General features: G+C 45.7%; 20 protein-coding genes. 13 read left to right on the plus strand and 7 right to left on the minus strand.

From position 1 onward, the window contains the following. Nucleotides 1-36 precede the first annotated feature (36 nt). The 3 genes from K7A41_RS17750 to K7A41_RS17760 form a co-directional block, all read right to left on the minus strand. A complete protein-coding gene (locus tag K7A41_RS17750) occupies nt 37-2,730 on the minus strand; it encodes a hypothetical protein (protein WP_265714746.1) in 2,694 nt (897 codons plus the stop codon). Continuing rightward, a complete protein-coding gene (locus tag K7A41_RS17755; RefSeq protein ID WP_265714747.1) occupies nt 2,711-3,490 on the minus strand; it encodes a GLPGLI family protein in 780 nt (259 codons plus the stop codon). The genes K7A41_RS17750 and K7A41_RS17755 overlap by 20 nt, the downstream gene beginning before the upstream one ends. Before the next feature lie 80 nt (nt 3,491-3,570). Further along, nucleotides 3,571-3,900 (minus strand): hypothetical protein, encoded by a 330-nt coding sequence (locus tag K7A41_RS17760; protein WP_028072213.1) that lies wholly within the window; start codon nt 3,898-3,900, stop codon nt 3,571-3,573. A gap of 350 nt (nt 3,901-4,250) precedes the next feature. Here K7A41_RS17760 and K7A41_RS17765 point away from each other — a divergent pair, with 350 nt between their 5' ends. Then, a complete protein-coding gene (locus K7A41_RS17765; RefSeq protein ID WP_265714748.1) occupies nt 4,251-5,420 on the plus strand; it encodes an esterase in 1,170 nt (389 codons plus the stop codon). Nucleotides 5,421-5,484: 64 nt separating this feature from the next. Here the strand turns inward: K7A41_RS17765 and K7A41_RS17770 are convergent, their stop codons facing one another. From K7A41_RS17770 to K7A41_RS17785, 4 genes are all read right to left on the minus strand, one after another. Next, nucleotides 5,485-5,817 (minus strand): 2Fe-2S iron-sulfur cluster-binding protein, encoded by a 333-nt coding sequence (locus K7A41_RS17770; RefSeq protein ID WP_265714749.1) that lies wholly within the window; start codon nt 5,815-5,817, stop codon nt 5,485-5,487. Between the two features lie 73 nt (nt 5,818-5,890). Further along, the gene (locus K7A41_RS17775; protein ID WP_265714750.1) at nt 5,891-6,121 is read right to left on the minus strand and encodes a thioredoxin family protein; all 231 of its coding nucleotides are present in this window, start codon (nt 6,119-6,121) and stop codon (nt 5,891-5,893) included. A 20-nt stretch (nt 6,122-6,141) separates the two neighbouring features. Continuing rightward, nucleotides 6,142-7,041 carry a dihydrodipicolinate synthase family protein gene (locus K7A41_RS17780; RefSeq protein WP_265714751.1) on the minus strand — a complete coding sequence of 300 codons (900 nt, stop codon included), beginning with the start codon at nt 7,039-7,041 and terminating at the stop codon, nt 6,142-6,144. 21 nt (nt 7,042-7,062) lie between these two features. Then, nucleotides 7,063-7,563: a cupin domain-containing protein gene (locus tag K7A41_RS17785; protein WP_265714752.1), complete on the minus strand. Its 501-nt coding sequence runs from the start codon at nt 7,561-7,563 to the stop codon at nt 7,063-7,065. Between the two features lie 101 nt (nt 7,564-7,664). On the opposite strand from K7A41_RS17785, the gene K7A41_RS17790 reads away from it, so the two are divergent. The 12 genes from K7A41_RS17790 to K7A41_RS17845 all read left to right on the plus strand — a co-directional run bounded on the left by K7A41_RS17790 (nt 7,665) and on the right by K7A41_RS17845 (nt 24,349). Beyond that, nucleotides 7,665-9,086, plus strand: coding sequence for a PLP-dependent aminotransferase family protein (locus K7A41_RS17790; protein WP_265714753.1), 1,422 nt, complete (start codon nt 7,665-7,667; stop codon nt 9,084-9,086). A gap of 255 nt (nt 9,087-9,341) precedes the next feature. Further along, nucleotides 9,342-9,782 carry a nuclear transport factor 2 family protein gene (locus K7A41_RS17795; protein ID WP_265714754.1) on the plus strand — a complete coding sequence of 147 codons (441 nt, stop codon included), beginning with the start codon at nt 9,342-9,344 and terminating at the stop codon, nt 9,780-9,782. Between the two features lie 595 nt (nt 9,783-10,377). Beyond that, the gene (locus K7A41_RS17800) at nt 10,378-10,920 is read left to right on the plus strand and encodes an RNA polymerase sigma factor (RefSeq protein WP_160169556.1); all 543 of its coding nucleotides are present in this window, start codon (nt 10,378-10,380) and stop codon (nt 10,918-10,920) included. 154 nt (nt 10,921-11,074) lie between these two features. Then, the gene (locus K7A41_RS17805) at nt 11,075-12,286 is read left to right on the plus strand and encodes a FecR family protein (RefSeq protein ID WP_051607348.1); all 1,212 of its coding nucleotides are present in this window, start codon (nt 11,075-11,077) and stop codon (nt 12,284-12,286) included. A 190-nt stretch (nt 12,287-12,476) separates the two neighbouring features. Beyond that, nucleotides 12,477-16,019, plus strand: coding sequence for a TonB-dependent receptor (locus K7A41_RS17810; protein WP_265714755.1), 3,543 nt, complete (start codon nt 12,477-12,479; stop codon nt 16,017-16,019). A gap of 20 nt (nt 16,020-16,039) precedes the next feature. Further along, nucleotides 16,040-17,821, plus strand: coding sequence for a RagB/SusD family nutrient uptake outer membrane protein (locus K7A41_RS17815; protein ID WP_265714756.1), 1,782 nt, complete (start codon nt 16,040-16,042; stop codon nt 17,819-17,821). A gap of 1 nt (nt 17,822) precedes the next feature. Further along, the gene (locus tag K7A41_RS17820; protein ID WP_051607347.1) at nt 17,823-18,749 is read left to right on the plus strand and encodes a sugar phosphate isomerase/epimerase family protein; all 927 of its coding nucleotides are present in this window, start codon (nt 17,823-17,825) and stop codon (nt 18,747-18,749) included. A 25-nt stretch (nt 18,750-18,774) separates the two neighbouring features. Beyond that, nucleotides 18,775-20,472 (plus strand): right-handed parallel beta-helix repeat-containing protein, encoded by a 1,698-nt coding sequence (locus K7A41_RS17825; protein ID WP_265714757.1) that lies wholly within the window; start codon nt 18,775-18,777, stop codon nt 20,470-20,472. Between the two features lies 1 nt (nt 20,473). After that, entirely contained in the window at nt 20,474-21,622 is a 1,149-nt protein-coding gene (locus tag K7A41_RS17830) for a YdcF family protein (RefSeq protein ID WP_265714758.1), read from the plus strand. Nucleotides 21,623-21,628: 6 nt separating this feature from the next. Continuing rightward, a complete protein-coding gene (locus K7A41_RS17835; RefSeq protein WP_265714759.1) occupies nt 21,629-22,501 on the plus strand; it encodes a phosphodiester glycosidase family protein in 873 nt (290 codons plus the stop codon). Nucleotides 22,502-22,593: 92 nt separating this feature from the next. Next, entirely contained in the window at nt 22,594-23,673 is a 1,080-nt protein-coding gene (locus K7A41_RS17840; protein ID WP_265714760.1) for an SGNH/GDSL hydrolase family protein, read from the plus strand. Nucleotides 23,674-23,908: 235 nt separating this feature from the next. Continuing rightward, nucleotides 23,909-24,349 carry a nuclear transport factor 2 family protein gene (locus K7A41_RS17845; protein ID WP_265714761.1) on the plus strand — a complete coding sequence of 147 codons (441 nt, stop codon included), beginning with the start codon at nt 23,909-23,911 and terminating at the stop codon, nt 24,347-24,349. Nucleotides 24,350-24,400 lie beyond the last annotated feature (51 nt).

Here is a 24,400-nt window from a genome sequence, read left to right on the forward strand (position 1 = left end):
TCCTTCGATGTGCTATTATTTTTGTTGAAAAGGCCCTTAGAAATTATAATCTACGCCAAAGCTTATGTACCGGGGCAGGAGCCTGTACTCCGTGGTGGAACGCGAGATGTCTGTGAGCAGCGTGTTTCTGAAAGAACGGGTGTTCAAGATATTTTTGGCCGTTATATCAAAACGGGTCCGGTATTTTTTGAGGTCATAAAACAGCGAAAAATCCGAAAAGTAGTACCTTTGTTTTTTTTGGTCGGGCATGGCGCCAAAGCGATAAGATTCGTTTTTGAGGCTGATCTGCAGATTGTCGTTACAGCGCAAAAAGAGATTCAAAAAAGCCTGTCTATTTGTCAAGCTGTTTGTCACACCTTCCATGCGGTAGCTGCTGGTCTGCAAGCTATACCCTGTATATATGTTGAAGCTGGATTTCCAGGAGCTTCTGAACGAAAGCCCACAGTCGTAACGGTCTGTGCGGATTTGCCTGCGACCCAGGCCGACGACCAAGTTTTCATAATCCACGGTGTTGAAGCCGATATCCAAGCGTACATTTCCGTTGAAAGGTTTCAGAAAATAGTTCAGCTCCGCTTTCGCAGAAGTCATCGTTTTATTTTTCAGCAAAAGCTGTTGCACGAGGTTAAAATTGGGGTTAAGGTCGCTTTCCGTTCCAATATAGTCCAACAGGATCTGATGCCCGATTTGCAGGTTGGCAAAAAAGCGGTCGGTCATATTGCCATAGGTATAGAGGAGCGATCCACCCGAACTGCTCAGCGTCGCTAAGTTATCCATTCCCTTTATAAAATTGCGCACACCTGTGGTGTAATAGTTGGGTATCAGGTCGGTGAGTTTGGCGTTCTGCTGCTGAAAAAACAAATCGGCTTCCAGTCGCCCCTTACGGTGCACGGCCCATTTGCCTGACACGCCCGGCGAGAGTAATAGGTCGTTTTTGTGTTTTTGAACCTCAAAGTTAATCAGCCTGCTGTATAACGCGCCCACTTGCAAACGTGGCGTCACCTCCCAGGCGCGGCGCTTTACCGTGTATTTCGAAACAAGGTTCGTCTGAAACAGACGTAGGCTCATATCGTTGGCAAATTTCGGGGGGTACACCACCGTCTTCTGCTCTGCTTCGGGGCTGGGGAGTAGCCGCAACTGGCTGTTGAGTTCCTGCTGTTGATAGGTTGAACTCAATCCCAGCTCGAAGAAATCGCCATTCTGTTGCCGTCTTACATAATGTGTGGTCGCCCCCAGATAACGCAGGTTGTTGTCAATATGCTGTTGCACCTCACTCACTGGGTCAGGACCAAAAAGATCTTCATAATAGTATGGATTGATGCTGTAATCAACCGGCGACTGCTGGCTGATAAAACGTATCGAGCTGACCAGGGCTTTGCGTGGCGACAGTTTACGGCTGAACGTCAGGTTGTGATTAGTTAGGTAGCCTTTGTTTTTGGTGGTTTCTAGGCTGGCGGTATTATTAAAAAGCAGCTTGCCCACCTCATTGGTGTTCAGCGAGCCCAGTGTACCGGTGTAGCTAAGTGTGGTATGAGTGGCGGGTTCGTACTGCAGTTCCAGTTTGGTGAAATAATTGTCGATTTTACGGGCAAAAGCATAGTCTTCAGTGGTGGTAAACCGAATGTCTGGTAGATTGTACTCCTGCACCGTATTGCGATAAAACGACTTTTTTGTGGGGTTGGCAAAGCCCAGCCATTTGATTTTGATTGCCGACGTAGGATTCAAAATGGTATTTAATGAGATGAGCTTGTCATTGTTGAAATTCGTGCGTCGATAGTCGAAACCTGGCAGGTTGGGCGTATTGTCAATAAGTGTCGGTGTACTTACGTCTTGACCGATTTGACCGGGTTCGTTGGCCGAGCCGGACTGAATCAGGTGGTTGATGCTGCTTACAGCATCGTAGCCATTATTGTTGGCGCTGGCCAGCAGGTAATATTTGTTGCGCTTGCCAAAATTCATGAGGTTGGCGCTGGCCTGGTAATATTTGGCACCAATTGGTGAGCCCTGCAGCCCAACCGAGCCCAGCCATTGGCTTTTGCTATCCGCTTTCAGTTGCAGATTAAGAGCGACCTTATCGGAGTTTTCGATGCCTTTCAGTTGTTTGTTATTGGAATAGCGCTGCAGTACCTGAATTTTCTCCAGCGGTTGCACGCTCATATTTTGCGTAAGCAGGCGGTAGCCCTTTTCAAAAAAGTCATCGCCCTCTACCATGACCTTTTCCACCTCTTTGTTGCCGATCTTGATGCTGCCATCGCTGCCCACGTTGATTCCGGGAATTTTGCGTAGCAGGTCTTCGACGTTGCGCTCATCACCCTGCAAAAAAGACTTTACCGCTAGTTCGATAGTGTCCCGGCCATTTCGGTAGGGCTGCTTGGCATGTACAAGCACTTCCTGTAAGCGCTGCACACCACCGGCCTGCATGTGCACATCGATAAGCGTATCAGCTCGCACGGGTTCAATGGCCAGGCTAAGCGGCTCATAGCTAAGCGCTTTGAACTGCAGTATGAATTTTCCACGTTGCACGGTTTGCAGATGGTAATTTCCCTCGGCGTTGCTAAAGGTGTAGGCCAGCATCTGCGAATCTGCCGCAAGGCGCAGATCGATGCGCACACCACGCAGCGCTTCACCCTTGACCGTAACCCTACCATGTATATTGACCTGTGCCCCTGCAAATAAGGGCAGTAGGCATAGACCAAGCCAACCAGCAATACGCTTAATTTTTTTCCCACTCATATACCTGCTCGACACTGCCACGAACTTTTTGGCGTTCTACGGTTACACCTTCCATCACAGGCATTTTGCTCATCATCATGCGCATTCGCTCTTCGGTTTCAAGATCTACTTTTTTTATGTAGCTCTCCAGGCTGAGCTTGGGCAGCGACTGTATGTATTTTTCGTTGACAGGCACATCGCCAGTGTAGGGGTACTCAATTTCTTTGAGTAGCCAATAATTGGGGTTGGCCCCTTCGTTGTATAGCATGACGATAAGGCCGGGCAGACCACCAAATTTGTAAGGCCCAGCAGGTACCGGAATATCGTTGGTATAGTAGGCGACCAGTGTAGTCCCACGGTAGGCGGCTGTAGCTTTGTGGCATATATGCTTGCCCAAGGTATCTACATCCTTATAGCTGGTGTTCCAGACGAGGGGCGGAAACTCATCGCTGATCAGGTAGTTGCTGCCTTTGAGTGAGCAGGTTTCGAGCAATTGAGGTACATTGTTTTTTTGGATAACGATGTTCCGGTAGACTTTGCCCATATCCAGCGTAAGGGACATGCTGCCGCTCAGCTCATCCTCGTCGCTGTTGTCGGCAGCTTGAGGTTTGGGCAGTGGCAGCGAATCGCGAACAGCAGTCTTCACGCCGTCCTGAAAATAAACCTCCTCCCGAAAAGTAGCCATAGGTGATGGCAGGTATTCGTACACCGCTTTTAGTTTTTGGCCATACGTAACGGTCATGGCCAATAAGAATACAAAGAATAGAGAATATCTGTACATGATCGTTGGATTGAAGAAAGCGAGGCCTGAGCCTCGCTTAAATTTTTAAAATTGTATTCGAATAACATTTACTGCTCAGACTACAGCTCGTTATTGGCAAGCATATGTCTGTACATCAGTTTGCAGGTTCCGAAGAATCCTGTGCATGAATTTTCTACATAGGTCTCCGATGTATAGGTGTTTACCACCTGGCCGCTGCTATTGTAAACATGTAGCACGTAAACACATTTTGTTAGCATGTCTTTGGACTCCTTTTTTTCTGCAACTTTAACCTCCGCTTTGGTTTTGGCCAGGTCGTAAGTGGCTGTTTTTGCATTAGCATTTTCTTTGGTGTCTTTTGCTTCTGTACCGGCAAAGGCTGTAGTGGTTAGCGCAGCTACCGCTACCAAGCTCATCATTAATTTTTTCATTTTTTAAAGTTTTTAGTTTAACCATATATACCGCTGAGGGCATATTTTAATTATTTGGTATGAAAATAAGGACAAGAAACGATTTGATTTTGGCCGTTTAGTATTCGCGTGGGTTCATTTATTATTCGCTATTATTTAGCGGATTTTTTGTTTATTGTGTAACTCAAACCTTCACCTTCTCATTCCGATTTATCTCATCTTCAACCAATCAATAAGCTGTTTTTGGTATACTAAGGGTTCGGGTAGCCAAGGACATTTAAATAGGAGGAAAAAAGAAATAGAATGAACAAAAATGATTATTTTAGAAAAAGGAACTTGTTTACTATTTCAACACATAAAACTTCCGACGCATGAAAAACCTTTTTATCGTTTTATTTCTTTTGATTCAGTTGCCACTCTTGGCACAGCAGGCGCTTTTTAATCCGCAAGAAATCATTTCACCGGAAATCCACAAAGACAACTCAGTGACATTTAGGGTCTTTGCTCCCAATGCCCAAAAGGTAGAGCTCTCCGGGGACTGGATGCCCCGAGAAGGGTGGAATATTATCCCCAAAACGATGACCAAAGGGAAAGATAGCATCTGGACGCTGACCAGCCCTCCGCTGCCTTCGGAGTTGTATAGTTATAATGTAATTATCGATGGCGTTAAAACTACCGATCCCAACAACGTATACCTCATTCGGGATGTAAGCTCCATTTTCAACGTCTTTATTGTGGGCGGTGGGAAGGCGGACAACTATTCGGTAAACAACGTGCCGCACGGTACCGTCGCCAAGCGTTGGTATGACTCTCCCGGCAATAAAATGAAAAGAAGAATGACGGTTTATACACCTGCAGGATATGAAACGAGTGGAAAAGATTACCCTGTTCTCTATCTGTTGCATGGCATGGGAGGAGATGAAGAAGCATGGATGGATCTAGGGAGAGCATCACAAATCATGGACAATCTCATTGCCCAAGGAAAAGCCGAGCCAATGATAGTTGTCATGACCAACGGTAATGTTTTTCAGCAAGCTGCACCCGGACAATCGGATAAAGGATTTTATAAACCGACGATGGCCCTGCCACACACTATGGACGGCCAAATGGAAAAGAGTTTTGGAGATGTGTTGGATTTTATTAACAGTAATTACCGTGTGAAAAAGGGGAAAGATTACACCGCCATTGCAGGACTTTCCATGGGCGGTTTTCATACCCTCCATATTTCCAGACACTATCCCAATACGTTTGGCTATATGGGCTTGTTCTCAGCCGCAGTGATGCCAAGGTCGGAACAGCTCCCTGCGTTTTACCAAAATTTAAATGAAAGCCTGACGCGCCAAAAAGAAAACGGTTATCACCTTTACTGGATTGCCATGGGCAAAACCGATTTTCTTTACAACGAAATAAAACAATATAGGGCCACGTTGGATCAGCTCAATATGCCTTACGAATATCATGAAAGTGAAGGCGGACACATTTGGGCCAACTGGCGGGATTATCTTACCCTTTTTGTACCTAAATTGTTTAAAGCGCGGTAGTGTTGGTCTAAAGCCCGTAGGCCAGGCTGCTATAGCTGGACCGCACACCTGTCATTGCATTACGTTAGAATTCATCGTAGTTTATCGTAATGCTTTGACTTACTGGAGCGGCCACACAGGCCAGTATCAGTCCTTGTTGGAGATGCGTTTCGGACAATACAAAATTTCGCTTTAACCGTACTTCTCCTTCTTCCAATTTACAGATACACGTGCCACAGGCACCTCTGCAGCACGAATTCGGTACATGTATACCCGCATTTAACAGGGCATCGAGTAGCGGTATCTGCCTGTTCCATAAAATATGGGTGGTCACCCCGTTTAAAGTCAGGGTCACTTTCACAGTGTCGCGTAGCTGATCCTTTGTGTCAGCGGAGTTACTTGCTTGTTTTTGACTCATTGTATTTCGTTATAAATTATTTAGAAAAGCATAAAACCCGAAAGTTTGTATTGCTTTCGGGTTTTAAATTGAACTACTTCAAATCTTCAATTGAAGCGCCGAAGTTGATGTGTAATACATTTCCATTGGGTAACACTAATGCCGGAACAGATTGCACACCTGCCTGTTCTGCCTCCTTTACTTTGGCTTTATCTTCTCCCAAATGGATTACTTCAACCTGATTTTCGGGAATGAAACTTAGAATATCCTGTTCTGCACTTACACAGACGGGACAACCTGCATGATAAAAAACAGCTTTTTTCATTTTGCTTTGTTTTTAGAGATTTAACTTTGATAAACTTCGTTTTCTATGGTCGAAAGTAGGCCATCCAATTCCGCTATTTCACGTTCACTGAGTGGTTTGATAGGGCTCTTAAGGCCTCCACCTCCTATTTCCAGCAAATCAAGACCCGCTTTAATGGAACGTGGCAAGCCCTTGGCCACCATGAATTTCAACAGATCAACCTGTTTGTAGAATATAGTTCTCGCTCTATCCAGATCGTTTTGCTGTATGGCATCGTAGAGGGCTAAATTCAGTTCAGGTATCAGGTTGGGCGCCGCTGTACACCAGCCCCGTGCACCAGCGGACAGTGCGGCTAATGCCAGCGGGTTGGAACCGTTAAAGAAAGCAACGTCTTCACCTAATTCCTTTCTTAGGTAATACATCCGCTGGATATCACCTGTGCTCTCCTTTATCATCGTTACGTTCGGAATTTCCAGTAAACGCTTCAACAATGCAGGCGACATATCCACACCGCCCGTAGCCGGATTGTTGTACGCCATAATTGGAATAGAAATTTTGGACGCTACTTCGTCATAGTGTTTCACAATTTCGTCATCAGTTAATTTCCAATAACTCATCGGGATTATCATGATGGCGGATGCACCTGCTTTTTCGGCGAATTTTGCGTGGTAGACTGTTCGTTCCGTCGTAAGGTTCGAAACACCCACCAATGTAGGTATTCTACCTGCTACCTGTTGCATTGTTGCTTCGGTTATAGCTTCTTTTTCGGAATCATTCAAGTAAGGCATTACGCCTGTACTTCCAAGAGGGGCGATACCATGGACACCCGCTGTCACCAAGCGCTCTACCTGTTTTTTGAATAAAGGAATATTGATTTGCTCGTTGTTGTCGAACGGTGTAATTGGATAGGCTATTACCCCTTTTAATGGTACATTATTCATTTTATGATCTTATTTTAAAAGTTAAAAATCTCTGCCCTCTTCCTCACGCAATGCTACACCAAGGTTCTGGAGTTGAGGAGCATTTTCGCAGGCGATATATTTGGCCGGTTCGCTGTCACTCAAATTCTGGTGCTGATGCCATGCCCAGGACGGAATGTAAACAGCATCACCTGCTTCCCATTCGACAATTTCATCTTCAACTTTTGTCCAGCCTTTGCCTTCGAGCACATACAATACAGTTTCATACGTGTGGCGATGCAGATGTGTTTTCTGTCCCGGCAATAAACCACCGATGGTCATACTTACATTTTTACTCGGCAGGTCAACGAAGAATACAGGGTGTTTTCTTTCTGCCGAAAACTGGTTGTGCACACCAGCGTTTTCAACATTCTTGTGAATGACGTGTGAGGGCTTTACATAGGTTGGTCTAGCAAAGGTCTGATGAAAGTCTTTAGAGCTGAATTGCTTTTGTTCCTCATGAATTGATTTCTTTACTGCTGTAGCTGCTTCTAATTTTGCCATAATTGAATTTATTTAATGATCTTTTGCACTATTGCACTACAAAAATATCGTATCTTTGGACTGGCATGATGATGCAGTTTTTGTAATAATAGATAGTCCAGATGTTAAGAGATTGGAAATTCGAAATACAGTTAGATGAAAGGTCGGACAAAGCCGTTTACCTGCAAATTGCCGACGCCCTTATAAAAGATATCCATTCGGGAAGGTTAAAGACCGGCGAAGTTTTGCCCGGAAGCAGACATCTGGCACAACTATTAAAAGTCAATCGGAATACGGTTGTGGAAGCCCTTAATGTTCTGCTGATTGAAGGCTGGCTGATTTCTAAAGAAAGGAAAGGTACATTTGTTGCCGATACATTGCCCGATTTTAAAGACGTGCATTATAACAAGGAGATAATTGCGAACGCAGAGAGCACAGAAAACAAGCATTATCATTTACAGTTTGACGATGGTCACCCCAACAGTAAAATCGCTCCTGTTACGGAACTGGCAAGGGCTTATCGGCAGATTTTCAACCAAAAAGCAAAGTGGCAGATGATGGGTTACGGCGATGAATATGGTGATCTTGAGTTTCGCAAGGCAATTGTTCAAATGCTCAATCACCAAAGAGGGATGCAGATCAGTGAACAAAATATTTGCCTCACCCGGGGCAGTCAAATGGCCATGTACCTCACAGCTCAATGCCTGTTTACCGAAGGGGATTATGTGATGATAGAAAACCCCGGATATAAACCAGCCTGGAAAGCATTTGAACATGCAGGGGCGAGGCTCTTGCCGATAAATGTGGACAAAGATGGTTTGCTGATGGCCGATGTGACGAATTATCTAAAATCCGGTAAAAAGATAAAGGCTATTTACGTTACGCCACACCGCCAATACCCGACTACGGTAACATTGAGCCTAAAAAGAAGGCTGGAACTGATACGGCTTTCCAACGAATATGGTTTCACGGTCATAGAAGATGATTATGATAATGAATTTCATTTTGGGTATCGCCCCATATTGCCTTTATCAAGTTTCCCGGAGCTAAAAAATTACGTTTACATTGGAACAATGAGCAAAGTTGTCGCACCTGCCCTGCGTATCGGTTATTTAGCCAGCAACAATAGCGATTTGATTGAACAAGTAGGCGATCTGCGTAAAATTATTGATGTGCAGGGCGACAACATTATGGAACAGGCTGTCTTGCAGCTCATCAAAGACGGTACATTAAAACGACATATCAGAAAGGCAACAAATCACTATAAAGCCAAAAGAGATTTCGCAACCAGCCTCCTGACAAAACGCCTCAAAGACAAAGCCAGATTTACCATTCCCGAAGGTGGTCTGGCATTTTGGGTCGTACCCGAAAAACCAGTGAACTGGCAGCAGATTGATACGAAACTAAAAAATAAAGGAATAAAAATTATCACACCAGATGCCTATAGTTTTGGTGAAACTATACACGGTATCCGGCTAGGCTATGGTTCTCTTTCTGAAAAAGATCTGGAAGAAGGGATTATCGCATTGGCTGAATTGTTATAACTGATCTTTCAATCCCTCGACTTCTTCCGTTTTCCAGATGACCTGTTGATACCTCGGTCTAAGTTTGGACCATGTTCACCTACCCATTTCATTCATTCACCGAGTTTTCCCGTCCGTTGGTCTAAAGCCCATGGGCTGTGGACGTATTGTGTCGTAATTTTGATTCAGAATCTACAAGGAAATGATGCAACAAATCGATGTCCTTACGACAATTAGAAAAGAAACAAGAAACTAACAATATAAAATAAAGACATTATGAAAACTCTAGTAAAAACATTCGCAGCAGCAGCCCTGATCGCAGTATCCACATTCACTATGGCCGCGGAAGGACCCGGTTTAAAGTCCGCAAAAGCAAACGTTAACCTTTCTACGGCAGACTTCGCTCTTGACCACTATGTTGCGGTCACCACCGAAGGCGAGACGGCAGGCGTGGAGCAGCTGTTTGCTGCAGATTTCAGCCAGAAGGCTAACGCAGCTACCAACGGACGTAGTGCGGTTGTTAAATTCTTCAAAAAGCAAAAAGGAGAGAAGCTGGACTGTAAAGTGGCCATCAACATTCTCGAAGAGTCTGCAGATTATATGGTCGCTAAAGTAACGTTGAAATTTGAAAATTTCACCAAGACCGACCTGGTGACTTTGGTGCGCGAAGGCGATAGCTGGAAAGTCTCCAAGTCAATCCATTCGTTTAATAACTAAGCGTTTAGTCAAATATATATGTTGTAGAGCCACATCCGGAGATGTGGCTTTTTTACGTCAAAAGGGCCTGATGTTGATCAGACCCTTTCTCTTGGCGTTGTTCTGTACAGTAATTTTTATGTTTCTTATCGTTTCCTCTTTTTTGTTTCGTCATCCAATGTGTTTGAATACTATTGGATTTTCACTGTACGACGCCAATTTTATGTTGAACCTTTCTTTCGAAAGGAGCTTGTAGCCGTTTTGTATAGTAAGAACAACGGCTACTTTGAAATAGTTTTAATAGCGTGATTTTTTTTGTTCCATGAAAAAATAAAACGTATCAGTCAAAAAGAGAGAATCAATCGGAATATAATAAGGGGCTAGCACTATACATTATCTTAATTTAATACCAGTGAAATGTGAAAGTTCAACCTTATTTCAAGCAGTGACAGCAATCAATGTAGCTGGAAAGCTCTGTTTTTTTTATAGCGCGACAAAGCTCGATATTATGGATATTAATGTTAATTTTATATGAAATTAACATCTGTTAGGTTAATTTGCATCAATTAAATATACCGAATTCATGATCGCTGGGCTGAAACATATTTCCATTTCAATGGATGATTTCCTCTTATTACAAGCTGGGGATCAGTCTGTTTTTGGTGTTGTGTTTAATTATTATCAGCCGATTATCTATTTTAAAGTCAGGCAGCTCTGTAAAAACGATAGTGATGCAGAGGAGGTCACACAGGAAGTTTTCATTGAATTTTATTTAAAAAGAATGCAGCTTTCCGGTCCGGAAGCCATTTTCCCCTTTCTATTTGCTATTTCAAAAAGAATGGCCATATCCAATTTCCGCAAATCGCTGGTCCGGTCCAATTATCTGCAGTCGCTTCAGCACACCTGGCTTGAAAATTCCTTTTCGCTGCAGGATGAATTGGAGGGCAAAGAGCTACAGGTCATCCTAGAATCCATTATTGAACAACTGCCGCCACAGCAGCAGGCAATTTACCGACGGAGCAAGTTTGAAGACCAATCTTATCAGGAAATTGCCGATGAGGAAGGACTCTCCAAAAATACGGTGCGCAATCACCTCAGCCTCGCCTCGAAATTTGTCCGGTTCAAGCTGGACAAAATCCTGTCTATCTTTTTTTTGTAAGCAGCTTGAGTTTGCATTCGATTTTTTATTAGCCCATTTAGCAATCCCGGGGGGTAAAAAACGGCATCTATAATCCTTTTCAAAAAAAAAATATTTTTCTATTGGTACTTTTTCAGGGTTCGCGCGATTATGTAGTTGAAATCGATCCAAAGGAATGAACCAAATTGAACAATACAGCCAATTAATACGCAAATATCTTGCTGATCAAGCCAGTAAAGAAGAACGGGCACAGCTTCAGGAATTAATGGATGATCCCGTATTTCTTCAGGTTTGGGAGAAAGTCTGGCGGGAGAACTCGTACCCGGTACAGCCCGCAGCATACCCTGATCCGCACCGGATGCTGGAAAATATATTGGCCGATCCCCGAATTGCAACATCGGCATCTACTCCCCAAAGGACGACAGATGGACATTTTAATTTCAGGAGAAATTGGTGGCAGGTTGCGGCAGTCTTTCTTGCGTTATGCGGTGCAGTGCTATGGGGCTACTACAACTTTTATACCGAGGAAACACAACCGAAAGAGCAGCTGTCTAAGGTGTCGATCGTACCGGGCTCAGATAAAGCCATGATCATACTTGAAGATGGAAAACAGATCGATCTCAGTTTGCTCCGTGCGGATACGGTACTTGACCAAGGGGAATATTTGATTACCAAAGATAATAAAGGTCAAATCAGCTATCGGCTCAAGGACAGCAGGTCACAGGCAAGTAGCGTCGTCTACAACACCATCATTACGCCCCGGGGCGGGGAATATACGCTCAGGATGGCTGACGGAAGTCTTGTGCAGCTCAATGCAGGCAGTAAGATCAAATATCCCGTAAAATTTGATGCGAAGCTGCGGTCGGTGCAGCTCGAAGGGGAAGCTTATTTTGAAGTGGCTAAAATGGATGTTAAAGGCAAAAGGGTACCTTTTATTGTGCAAAGTGGAGGACAGACACTCGAGGTCCTGGGAACACACTTTAACATCAAGAGTTTTGGTGATCACATCGTTACCACGTTGGTAGAAGGGAAAGTCAAGCTCTCTTTTGCCGATGCTGCCCTAAAAGAACAAGTCCTTGCGCCCAATGATCAGGTCGTTTTCGATAAAAGTCGCAGGAATGTGAAAAAGGAGCAAGTGGATCCGTTCTATAGCCTTGCCTGGAAAAATGGAAATTTCGCCTTTGATAATGCATCCATTCAAACGGTCATGGACGAGGTAGCTCGCTGGTATGATGTCGAGATCAGTTACGGAGACAAGCTGCAGGGACAGCACTTCTCGGGGACTATCTCCCGCTATGAAAATATCGATAAACTATTGAAAACAATTGCTTTCGCCGGTGGCGTACATTTCGAACGTAAAGGAAGGAGGATATATGTGCTAAACTAACGCTGATGAGAAGGGAAGCATATATAACAATCAGGAGCGCGCCAACGCCCCTGAAAGTTTTGTCTTTTTCTCGACATGGATGAATAGTAAAACCGTTAAATTTTATCTCAACCGAATGCAATTTAATAAAAAAAAATTGATCGGACCGACCCTATTATGTCAGGTAAGATCCCAGAAAATACCAATTTCTATGAAATTGTCATTAGCAATTCCTCTCTTGTTCGCTGCCAATTTACAGCTGCACGCATTTTCTTTCGGCCAGACCGTCAATCTGAAGCGGAACAATGTGAAGGTGAGTGCGGTCCTGAAAGAACTGCAGAAGCAAAGTGGATACAACATTTTTTACAACGAATCGCTGATCGCAAAAGACGACCGTATCAGCGTCAGCTACCACAATATCTCTTTTGAAGAAGCCTTGAAAGATCTATTGGCCCAGCTGCAGTTATCTTATGTCAAAGCGGATAAAAATATTGTCTTGAACAAAAGAACGGATCAGGCTGTTGGCCAGGCGTCGGCTACGGAGGCTCCGCAGCTGTACCCGGTCAAAGGGTTTGTCAAAGACGAGCAGGGACGGCCGTTGGACAATGTTACTATCAGTGAAAAAGGCAAAAAGGAGAAAACGCTCAGTCGCGAGGATGGCAGCTTTCAGATCCAGGTCAGCAGCCGTGATGCCATACTTGTATTTACGATGGTTGGCTATGAGCCGCTGGAAATGGCGCTGGCACAGCAGTCAACCTTGCATGTGACCATGAAGCCCGCCATCAATGCAATGGAAGAAGTGGTCGTCGTGGGATATGGTGTGCAGAAAAAAGCCAATCTGACGGGTGCCGTGTCGCAGGTCAATGCGGATGATATCGCGCTACGACCAAGTGCGAACATTGCAGGTACGCTCCAGGGACTTATGCCCGGCTTGAATATCCAGCTCAACAACGGCGATCCATCCAAGACACCCGATATCAATGTGCGGGGATTCAATTCCATCAATGAGGGCGGCCCGCTGGTATTGATCGACGGGATCGAAGGGAATATTACTCGGGTCAACCCCAATGATATTGAAAGTGTTTCTGTGCTGAAAGATGCCGCTTCGGCGGCCATTTATGGAGCCCGTGGTGCTTTTGGTGTCATCTTGGTGACCACAAAAAAAGGAAAGGCAGGGACAGTGAAGGTGGATTATGTCAATAATTTTGCCTGGACTACACCGGCCTCCCGTACCGACTATATCTCCGATCCCTATGTCTACGGGAAAACAGTAGATGCTGCACTGTATGGTTATAACGGCAGTTCCTATACACGTTACAATGCAATGGACTGGGAAGCGATCAAAATGGTAGCTGCAGGGGAGATTGCGCCCTTTCATGAGAAGCAGGCAGACGGAACCTATAAGTTTTTCTATAAGACCAACTGGTGGGATTACCTATTTAAAAAATATCAGCCCTCCAACTTCCATAATATCGCCATTTCAGGTGGCAGTGAAAAGTTGAAAGCCTATCTCTCCGGCCGTGTATTTAAACGCGAAACGATCAATAATATCAATGACGATGCGAATATGGACCGCCAGAATATGAAATCCAATTTGGTATTCACACCCAGCAGCTGGTTGGAAATTTCAAACAATACGCAGTTCATCAACGAAAAGGATAAAGAATATGGAGGCTACAGCAATGGTCTGGGGGGGCTTTGGAGTACGACGACCTGGTATAATCTGATGCCTTTTTACCCTAATTTTGTCGATGGTATTCCAACGGATATCGGTGTGGGTACTGGCGGTCAGGGAGCCAATGCAGGGCTGGAATCGGGAAAAAGCTGGGAGGTACGCAATAGTGAAGAGTTTACCAATACCTTCCGTGTCCTGCTCAAGCCATTGAAAGGCCTACAGGTAAATTTTGATTATAGCAACCGTATCGAAAACTTTTCACGGAGCACACGCCTCAACCCCTTCAGTTACTACTCGGGCAACAAACTCAATTATACAACTGCCGGCCTCAACCGTCTGACAGAATACCGCTGGAAAGACAAGTATAACGCGATGAACCTGTTTGCGACCTACGAAAAAAATGTGGCGCAGAAGCATCAGTTCAAATTATTGGTGGGCTACAATCAGGAATCCTTTGACCGGGACCGTATCGCCGGAGCCATGGACGACCTGCTGATCGAGGATCTTTCCAACCTGGCGCTGGGGACTTCCATGTACAGCCTGAGCGGCACAGCTGAAAATTGGGCTATTCAGGGCGTATTTGGCCGTTTTAATTATGCCTACGACAATAAATACCTGCTGGAAATAAATTCACGGTATGATGGTTCATCACGGTTTCCTAGCGGGAGCCGATGGGGATTTTTCCCCTCAGTTTCATTAGGTTGGCAGCTGGATCGTGAGCACTTTTGGGAATCGATCAAAGGCACTGTACCTACCTTAAAGCTCAGAGCTTCGTATGGCAAGCTCGGCAACCAGACTGTAGGGGTCAATACCTTTAAGGAATTGATGACCGTGCAGCAGTTGGCCTGGCTAAATGGGGGCTCCCGTCTTATTGGGGCAAGTACGCCGGCACCATTGCCGAACGTCGTCACCTGGGAACGGACCAAAAGCATTGACTTCGGTGTTGATCTTGGACTGATCCAGAACAAGCTAAATGTCAATTTTGACTGGTATCAGAAAGATGTCGAAGGCATGTATCTCCCGGGACAGCCGCTTCCAGCAGTATTTGGAGCTAATGAACCCCGTGAAAACTACGCTGCTTTGCGTAATAAAGGTTTTGAAGTGGGGGTAAGCTACCAGGACAAGTTTGACCTTGCCGGTTCACCCTTTCGCTTCAACATCGCTGTGAATACCACCAATTTTAAAGGGATCATTACGAAATATAATAATCCACAGGGCTTGTTGAGTTCCTATTACGAAGGACAGGTACTGGGGCAGATCTGGGGATACCATATCGACGGACAGTTTCAGTCCGACGCGGAGGCATTGAGCTACCAGAATAGTTTCCAGGACCCGCAATTGTCCCTCTCTAAAGTATATAACGATATTCTGAGTGTATCGCAAAATAGTGAGTGGAATATGTTGCGCGGTGGCGATGTGAAATACGTAGATCTCAATGGTGATGGCCGTATCGACAAAGGCGACAACACGCTTGCCAACCACGGTGATATTAAACCCATTGGCAATGCCATGCCGAAATTTCCATTTGGTATCAATATGAGTGCTTCCTGGAATAATTTTGATCTCTCGGCGGCATTTGCTGGTGTTGCCAAACAGGATTGGTACCCGACAGGGGATTTATACTGGGGTTCCTATCAGCGGCCATATCTTTCCTTTGTACGTAAAGACCTGGTAGATAATGCATGGACTCCGGACAAGAAAGCGAATAGGTATCCACAGATCTATCGGGGATACTCGTCCTTGCAGAGCGGAAGGTCGCTATATGAATTGAACGATTATTACCTGACCAATGTCGGGTTCCTGCGGATGAAAAATTTTACGTTGGGCTACACCCTGCCACAGCAATGGACACGGCGCTATAAAGTTGAAAAACTGCGGTTTTACTTCAGTGGCGAGAATCTGTTGACCTGGAACTTTGGCAATCTGACCAAGTATATAGATCCCGAACAGGCAGGTGCAATGATCAATTATAATTCGCCCGCAAGTGCCAATGATCCTGCGGACTCCTCGGAGCGGGGGCTGCTGCGGGACTATCCCATGGGTAAAACCTATTCTTTTGGTTTAATGCTTACGCTTTAATACTCGACAACGCAATGATAATGAAACTTACAACAAACACCTATAAACTACTTGGTCTGTTGATCTTACTATCGCTGGCAGCTTGTCAGAAAGATTATTTGGACCGTCCTTCGGAGGACCAGGTGGAAGCACCCTATTTTTTCAATACAGCAAAGGATCTGGAGGTTGCCACCAATGATTTTTACACCTTTCTGCCCAATGAATCCTGGTATACAAACGATGGGAGTTCGGACAATATGATCCCCCTCACGGTGGCCGACCGGATCAAGGGCAATCGAACTGTCCCCGTGGGAAGCGGCTCGGGCGGTTGGTCCTGGAGCCAGTTGCGCAAGATCAATTATTTTCTGGCCAACTATCATAAAGTTCCCGACGCTGCGGCACAAAAAAAATACAGTGGCATAGCCCGTTTTTTTAGAGCAAATTTTTATTACGATAAGGTGAAAACTTTTGGTGACGTACCTTGGTATGGAAAGGTGCTGAGCGCCAAAGATGAAGACCTTTTCAAGGCCAGGGACTCACGGCAGCTGGTGATGGATTCCATTATGGCTGACCTGGACTATGCGATCGAAAATATACCAGCCGAAAAACAGCTTAACTTGATCACCAAATACACGGCACTGCTGCTGAAAGCCAGGGTGGCGCTCTTTGAAGGAACATTTAGAAAATACCATCAGATCGCGGGACATGAAAAGTTCCTGAATGAGGCGGTCAGCGCATCGGCCGAACTGATGAATAGTGGAGCCTATACCTTGTACAGCCAGGGGGGAGCAGATCAAGCCTATCGGAATCTGTTCGCCCGCAATAATCAGGATCAGGTGGAGACTATTCTTGCCATTGATTTTGAACTGGGTATGCGTGTTCATGGCCTTGGCTATTCCTTTACCTCAGCAACTTCAGGAGCCTACGGTATCGCCAAAGATATGATCAATAGCTATCTGATGAAGGATGGGAGCCGCTTTACCGATAGATCGGGTTACAAGACCATGGAGTTCTATCAGGAAATGCAAAATAGAGATCCAAGGCTTACACAGACAACTGCAGGGCCAGACTTCCGTGCTAATGGAGAAACAGCAAATGAGCCTGTCAACTTGACGATCACCACGACAGGCTACCGTCTGATCAAGGCGTTGCCTGATAAATTGCAATGGGGCGTATCGGCCTCCTATTTTGATGTCATCTTATTCCGTTATGCGGAGGCACTGCTGATCCATGCCGAAGCGAAAGCCGAACTTGGGACCATCAGCCAAAGTGACCTCGACCTGACGGTCAATAAGCTGCGTAGCCGTGCGGGCATGCCGATGCTATCCCTCGCTGAAGCGAATGCTAACCCCGATCCTTATTTGCTGGCCATGTATCCCAATGTCGATGCTGGTGCATTCAGGGGCGTTCTGCTGGAAATACGGCGCGAAAGACGGATCGAATTGTTCAACGAAGGGCAGCGCTGGGATGACTTAATGCGCTGGAAGGCCGGATCTAAACTCAATCAGCCTATTGTCGGGGTTTATTTTCCCGGCGTTGGAGCCTATGATTTTACAGGGGATGGCAAGGCCGATGTGTATGTCCATACAGGCAATACATCGGGTGCACCGGGTACGGTGACCACATTGATCAATATCAATCAGCGGACACTTTGGGACCCCGTTTCAAATACCCAGAACGCCAATAAAGGCTCACTTGATCCCTTTTATCAACGAGGTAAGTTTGATGAAAAACGCGATTACTATGCACCGATCCCGATTGAAGATATCCAGTTAAACCCAAATTTGAAACAAAATCCTGAATGGGAGAAATTATACCGATAACATGAAACAACTTATTTTTATAGCGATCCTCTGTTGTCTATTGATCCCCGGATATACCTACTGTCAAAAACAGGGTGGACCTGATTATGCCGTTGGCTACTCGCTCGATATCCGGAAGATAGCATTGGAAAAATTAAAGGCAGACAAAGCAGCAGGTATGGACTATATCGAGATCGCGGGGCTCGGAAGCTTTGTCAATGCAGACCTCAGTTTAAAGATTCCACAGCATGAATGGTTGCTTAAATGCGATTCGTTGGCCATTGTACTGAAAAAAGCCGCGGTGAAGGTATGGTCTGTCCATATGCCCTTTTCCGCCAAAATAGATATCTCTGCGCTGGACGAACAGCAGCGGCAGCAGGTGATCCGTATGCATTTGCAGCTGCTGGAAGGCCTTTACCGTCTTCATCCGCAGGTCATCCTGTTTCACCCTTCCTATTACCTCGAGCCCAACAAACGTGCGGCCCGGAAGGATCAGCTGGTACGTTCTGTCAAGGAGTTGTACCCGGCAGTGGCTAAGGCTGGGCGGCAGCTCGTCATCGAAAATATGCTGGGGCCTTCGCTGACGGTGGGTGAGCGGGAGCGGCCCCTGCTGCGGACCGTGGAAGAATGTCAGGAACTTTTCGCGCGCTTTCCTGATCAGGTCGGCATTGCCGTCGATATGAACCATATTGCGCATCCCGAGCGCCTGCTCTTGGCTTTTGGGGCGCGCGTCAAGACACTGCATGTCGCGGATGGGGATGGAACCAAGGAAAGTCACTATTTACCCTGTAATGGCAAAGGTCAGAATGACTGGAATACCATATTGGCCACACTGGAAAAAATTAAATATAAAGGTGTATTCATGTTTGAGTGTCATTATGAAACGACAATGCAGCTGGTCCAATGTTACCGTCAGCTGCAGCAGAATTATAGGAACACAAAACAATAAGTAGGTTCAAAAAACATTGATTATAATGAAAAAATCGTTATACATTTTTATGGTCCTTTTGTATGCCCTAGGCATACAGAGCTGTAAAAAAGATAAAGTCGAGAGTGAGCAGCGGCTCCTGATCGATCGGGATTATATGGAAGTCGGCAGTAGGGCCGATACCTATCAATTGGACATTTTGGCAAATGCGACCGTTACCGTAAGCAGCGACAAAGACTGGATCAAACTCGATAGTACCGTGTATCCCAAGGGGAAAAATAAGATTCGGTTTTCTGTTGATAAAAATTCGGAAGACGAACGTTCGGCGACTTTGCTGCTCAGGCTGAACGATAATCTATCGCAGGAGATCTTGATCTTGCAGGAATCCGGAAAAGTGCCCGTTTTTTATGTGACTCCTGCAGGCAAAGGGGATGGCAGTTCCTGGAGTAGTGCTACTGACCTCGATCAGGCACTCGAAAAAGCAACGACAGGCAGTACGTTATTCCTGGCCGAGGGAACCTATGTTCCAACGCGGACCATTCGCAATGGTGATGTGAATGAGGAATCGGACAAAACCATAGAGATCGCAAAAAATATCAGCCTGATCGGCGGATATGCGGCCAATGCCAAACCTGGAGATCAGCCCAATCCGGCCTTGTATAAAACCATCTTTCAGGGAAAGCTTTCCAGCGGAAAATCGGTGTTCCACACCGTCACGGTGACGGCGACCGCGGATCCTGAAAATCAGGTGACGCTTGAAAACATCAGCATCAGAGGGGGAAATGCCACCGATCGTAGTGCGAGTACAACCATCAATAACGTCAAATTCAGCCGTGGCCAAGGGGGCGGTATGTTGATTGGCATGGCCAGGGTCTTGCTCAAAAATGTGGATGTGGTCGACAATAAAGCGACCGCAGATAAGGGGACCGCAGGTTTTGCTGCCGGCATCTACGCATTTGCAGGTGCCCAGCTCAGGTTGGAAAACTGTCGCATCAACAATAATAGCAACAGCGGAAATAACGGTGGCGGACTATGGATCGCCGATGGTTCACTGATTGCCTACGATAGCCAGTTTAATCACAATAGTGCCAAAGGCACCGCAGGGGGCGTGCACGCCTATCCAAATGCAGCTATTACACTCTATAATTGTGAGGTGATCGGCAATTCAAATACATCCTATGGAGCAGGCGTTTATCTGCGTGAAAAGTCAAAAGGGATATTTGTTAATTGCCTGCTGGCTGAAAATTCGAGCACATCAGCCAATGGCGGCGGCGGACTGATGCTGTATGATAATAGTCAGGCAGACGTGATCAGTACAACCATTACCAAGAATACCGTTGTTGGTCCCGGCGGTGGGGTCTATCGTCGCAGCAATGTCAACAACCTGACTTTGATCAATTCGATTGTATCAGGCAATACCCAGGCGGGCAGTTCTACCGATGTTGATGCCTATTCAGATAACATTGCTGTCGTGCCAAGGATACAGCACACGGTTGCTGCGCAAGCGGTGTATGGCGCTGATGGAAGCATTGTTCCAAAAGTAAGTTTTGAACCTGCGACCATGCTGAATCCAGATTATCTACCTATCGGAGCCGAAAATCCGTCCATGAGCTATGGTCTAAATTCAGCCGGACTGCTGGAGCTTGCCAAGAAATACACGCCGGCATTGGACGATAGTCGCATGCAACAAGATATCAATAATAACCCGCGTTCTTCCAGCTGGATGGGCGCAAAAGTGAAATAAGATGAAACAATTAAGCTGCTTATTTATCCTTATCCTTCTTGTATTAGGCAACAGCCGGGCTGCTGAGCACAAGAATATCCTGCTATTATTGGGTTCAGCCGATCCTGAGGTACTGGCCCAGCGGGTAGATGTTGCTGCTCAGCTCTACCGTATCCGGCCGATGGATGCTATTGTGGTGTCTGGAGGTTGTGGTGCACACGGTTCCAAGATTTGCGAAGCGTCGTCCATGGCGCTGCAATTGGTCAGCAGAGGGGTGCCTGCGGCATTGATCTTCAAGGAGGAAAACTCCAAGACGACAGTGCAGAATTATATTTTTAGCAGGCGCCTAAAAAATAACGCTGGCGAGCGGATCATGCAGCCAGGAGATACAGTGTATGTTGTTTCCGACCATTGGCATGCGATTGCTGTCGCTGCCCGCCTGCAAAAATACGATGGGGTGACAGCGAAGTTTTTTATTGAAGGCGCTATACAGCCCAAAAAGGAAGACCGTCTTGATTATGCCGGAATATTTAACGCTTACGATGACAACCACCTTTTTACATTAAAAGGCACCTGGCTGACGCCGGAAGCGGTATGGACAAAAAAAGACAGTACCTGTTACCTGACGCAGGATATCATCTATACAACGGATGCTGCTAACACCAGCTATAGCGTCAGTCCGGTGGAGAAGCTGTTCCCTTTTCTGAAAGGGAGCTCAGAGTTTAATCCGCCGATATATATCGATGAGCCGGCTGCATGGTACATCCTCTTTAGCGGCTATTGCCGTAAAGTTTCAAAAAAAGACTATAAGGTACTGGACGAACAGCCTATTCAGGAATGGCTGAGGCTGCCAGACACATTGAACTGGAACCAAATCAATGCAGGGTATATCCAGGGAAAATCATTGGTATTGATCGGAAAGGACAAAGTGCTATTGGCGGAGCGAAAAGGAAAGGCCTTTCAGTATGTCCGGGAAACCGTGCCGCAACACTATTTTGCCAACTGGCCCTATAGTTGGGGTGCGGGCAATGTCAGTGCGGCAAGATTGCTGCCGGGAGAAAATAAGGTCATCTTTTACCGAAATATGGAGTCTGCCGTATGCACTATTGACCAAAAAACAATTGAAAAAGCGGTTCCATTAAAGTTAAAGTGGATCGGTGAAATAAAGTAAAAACAGATGAAAAGAAATTTTATATACAGCTTATTGCTGCTTTTTCTTGTTATTTCATGCAAGAAAAATGAAGGCGGAACGCAGCTGCCCTACGATTACAGTATTCCCCAGCAAGAAGACCTGGCGGAGATTATCCATACGGCTGCCTGGAATACAAAAACGGTTGCCGATGGTGTGGTGTGGAAGTATTACCAATTCCCGCGGATATTTGAATCCAAACAATATGTTAATGTATTTGAGATCGATCTGAAGAAAGGTAGGCAGCTGGAAATTCCCTATGTGAAGACCGGATTTCTAAAAACAAGTGCTGCTGCCACGGCCAAGGGCGCTTTGGTGGCATTCAACGGCAGTTACTTTAATACCAGTACGGGCGGATCAACCGTATTTTTCAAATACGATGGCCAGGTAATCAACCAGACGGTGAACGGATTTAATAGCTACCGTGAAAATGGCGCATTTACCTTTACCGGGCAAAGCTATCAGATCGTGCCGAAGCCAGCAGGTGGTTGGGGTACCCTGAGCGCTACAGCTGCACTGGCTGGCGGCCCTTTATTGATGCAGAATGGTCAGGTGCTGGAGCAGTTGAACGTAGATTTCAATACCAGCAGACATCCCCGTACAGCAGTGGGGCTTACCAAGGACAATAAGCTGATCGTAGCTGTTATCGATGGACGTTCGTCGCAGTCACAGGGACTGACGATTCCCCAGCTGGGCCAGTTGATGGCCGCCTTGGGCTGCACGTCCGCATTAAACTATGATGGCGGCGGTTCCTCCACAGCCTGGGTGAAGGGTGAAGGTGTGGTCAACTATCCTTCAGATAATGGAAAGTTTGACCATGAAGGAGAACGCGCTGTCGCCACGGTATTTACCGTAAAATAAAAAATCGATACTTTTATAGGTAGACGGCCATCTCATGGGTAAGATGAGATGGCTGCTATTAAGTTATAATGATTGCTATTAATTGAAACATCATGAAAAAAAAGACAATTATCTTTCTTTTCCTCTTCTTTGTTTATGGCTCGTTTTCCATTTACGCTCAACAGGTTATTTCGTCTGCTAAATTTGAGCTGCAGGGAAGAGCTTTTGAAAATGCGCCAAAATTTCATCGTATAGATACAGCGAAGTACAGGGAGCTTCCTGCTGCGGTAAAGAAATTATATACCCATGCTGCAGGAATGTTTATTACGTTTAAAAGCAATACGAGCAAATTATCTTTACGCTGGAAGACGGTCGATGCAGTGTTAGGCAATAATTCTACGCCGATTATGTCGCGGGGTTTTGATGTATATGTAAAAGAAGCCAGCGGATGGCGCTTTGCAGGAGTAGCTCGTCCCGATCTAAATTTGGCAGAAAGTAAAGCTACGCTGGTTGAAGATATGGCCAAAACAGAAAAAGAATTTCTTGTTTATTTTCCGCTATATAAAGAGCTATTGGACTTTGACCTGATTATTGATGACAAAGCCAGCTTTGTTGGTACCAAACAGTCATTTGCTAAAAAGGTCGTGATTTATGGTTCCAGCATTGTCCATGGAGCTTCCGCAAGCCGTCCGGGATTAGCTTATCCAGCACAATTGGGGCGTCGGCTGAATGCCAGCGTGATCAACATGGGCGTGAGCGGCAATGCGCGGATGGAGCCTGCTGTGGCCGATATGCTGTGTGACATTGATACTATGGACCTGCTCATCATGGATTGTGTACCAAACAGTAGCCCAGAGGAAGTCCGGGACCGAACGTTCAATTTTGTGGAACGGATCCGTCGGTCCCATCCCCGGTTACCCATATTGCTGATCGAGAGCATTACCCGTCAGGTCGGCAATTATAATTTAAAATGGCGTGCGCGGTCGACCGAGCAGAATAAAAATTTTAAGCTACAGTATGAGAGATTGCTGCAGGCAGGTTATAAAAATTTGTATTATATACCCACGGACCATTTAATAGGTGATGATTCCGAAGGAACAGTGGATGGCACGCACCCAACAGATGTAGGATTTGAAAGGATGCTTAAAATAATAGAGCCTAAAGTAGAAGCGATCCTAGAAAATAGACCTTAAATCTTCACCAGCTCTCCACCGCTACTGGGGGAGTAATTAGCTTTAAACCACCGCATAGGTTATCCGTCTAGTTCTTTGTCCGGTAAATATCAGGATTTATTTTTACCTCCCCATTTCCACCATTCACCGAGTTTTCCTGGCTGTTAGTCTAAAGCCTATAGGCCTGGGGTCTATTGTGTTGTAGTTTTGAGTCAACAAATAAGAACTAAAACTAACAATATAAAATAAAGACATTATGAAAACTCTAGTAAAAACATTCGCAGCAACAGCTTTAATCGCAGTATCCACATTCACTATGGCCGCTGAAGGACCCGGTTCAAAGTCCGCAAAAGCAAACGTTAACCTTTCTACAGCAGACTTCGCCCTTGACCATTACGTTGCGGTCACCACCGAAGGCGAGTCGGCAGGTGTGGAGCAGCTATTTGCTGAAGATTTCAGCCAGAAGGCTAACGCAGCTACCAATGGACGTAGTGCGGTTGTTAACTTCTTCAAAAAGCAAAAAGGAGAGCAGCTGGACTGTAAAGTGGCCACCGACATTCTCGAAGAGTCTGCAGATTATATGGTCGCTAAAGTGACGTTGAAATTTGAAAATTTCACCAAGACCGACCTGGTGACTTTGGTGCGCGAAGGCGACAGCTGGAAAGTCTCCAAATCAATCCATTCGTTTAGTAACTAGGCGTTTAGTCAAAATATATATGTTGTAGAGCCACATCCGGAGATGTGGCTT

Origin of the sequence: Sphingobacterium sp. InxBP1 (assembly GCF_026191775.1) — a bacterium.
In the GTDB taxonomy this organism is placed as follows: Bacteria; Bacteroidota; Bacteroidia; order Sphingobacteriales; family Sphingobacteriaceae; genus Sphingobacterium; species Sphingobacterium thalpophilum.

What these genes read in the sequence shown, in the direction of transcription:
- K7A41_RS17750 (WP_265714746.1), bottom strand. Translation starts at nt 2,730, where the DNA reads ATGAGTGGGAAAAAAATTAAGCGTATTGCTGGTTGGCTTGGTCTATGC.
- K7A41_RS17840 (WP_265714760.1), top strand. Translation starts at nt 22,594, where the DNA reads ATGAAAAAAAAGACAATTATCTTTCTTTTCCTCTTCTTTGTTTATGGC.
- K7A41_RS17775 (WP_265714750.1), bottom strand. Translation starts at nt 6,121, where the DNA reads ATGAAAAAAGCTGTTTTTTATCATGCAGGTTGTCCCGTCTGTGTAAGT.
- K7A41_RS17845 (WP_265714761.1), top strand. Translation starts at nt 23,909, where the DNA reads ATGAAAACTCTAGTAAAAACATTCGCAGCAACAGCTTTAATCGCAGTA.
- K7A41_RS17800 (WP_160169556.1), top strand. Translation starts at nt 10,378, where the DNA reads ATGGATGATTTCCTCTTATTACAAGCTGGGGATCAGTCTGTTTTTGGT.
- K7A41_RS17790 (WP_265714753.1), top strand. Translation starts at nt 7,665, where the DNA reads ATGTTAAGAGATTGGAAATTCGAAATACAGTTAGATGAAAGGTCGGAC.
- K7A41_RS17795 (WP_265714754.1), top strand. Translation starts at nt 9,342, where the DNA reads ATGAAAACTCTAGTAAAAACATTCGCAGCAGCAGCCCTGATCGCAGTA.
- K7A41_RS17785 (WP_265714752.1), bottom strand. Translation starts at nt 7,563, where the DNA reads ATGGCAAAATTAGAAGCAGCTACAGCAGTAAAGAAATCAATTCATGAG.
- K7A41_RS17815 (WP_265714756.1), top strand. Translation starts at nt 16,040, where the DNA reads ATGAAACTTACAACAAACACCTATAAACTACTTGGTCTGTTGATCTTA.
- K7A41_RS17835 (WP_265714759.1), top strand. Translation starts at nt 21,629, where the DNA reads ATGAAAAGAAATTTTATATACAGCTTATTGCTGCTTTTTCTTGTTATT.
- K7A41_RS17830 (WP_265714758.1), top strand. Translation starts at nt 20,474, where the DNA reads ATGAAACAATTAAGCTGCTTATTTATCCTTATCCTTCTTGTATTAGGC.
- K7A41_RS17825 (WP_265714757.1), top strand. Translation starts at nt 18,775, where the DNA reads ATGAAAAAATCGTTATACATTTTTATGGTCCTTTTGTATGCCCTAGGC.
- K7A41_RS17760 (WP_028072213.1), bottom strand. Translation starts at nt 3,900, where the DNA reads ATGAAAAAATTAATGATGAGCTTGGTAGCGGTAGCTGCGCTAACCACT.
- K7A41_RS17805 (WP_051607348.1), top strand. Translation starts at nt 11,075, where the DNA reads ATGAACCAAATTGAACAATACAGCCAATTAATACGCAAATATCTTGCT.
- K7A41_RS17810 (WP_265714755.1), top strand. Translation starts at nt 12,477, where the DNA reads ATGAAATTGTCATTAGCAATTCCTCTCTTGTTCGCTGCCAATTTACAG.
- K7A41_RS17755 (WP_265714747.1), bottom strand. Translation starts at nt 3,490, where the DNA reads ATGTACAGATATTCTCTATTCTTTGTATTCTTATTGGCCATGACCGTT.
- K7A41_RS17820 (WP_051607347.1), top strand. Translation starts at nt 17,823, where the DNA reads ATGAAACAACTTATTTTTATAGCGATCCTCTGTTGTCTATTGATCCCC.
- K7A41_RS17765 (WP_265714748.1), top strand. Translation starts at nt 4,251, where the DNA reads ATGAAAAACCTTTTTATCGTTTTATTTCTTTTGATTCAGTTGCCACTC.
- K7A41_RS17780 (WP_265714751.1), bottom strand. Translation starts at nt 7,041, where the DNA reads ATGAATAATGTACCATTAAAAGGGGTAATAGCCTATCCAATTACACCG.
- K7A41_RS17770 (WP_265714749.1), bottom strand. Translation starts at nt 5,817, where the DNA reads ATGAGTCAAAAACAAGCAAGTAACTCCGCTGACACAAAGGATCAGCTA.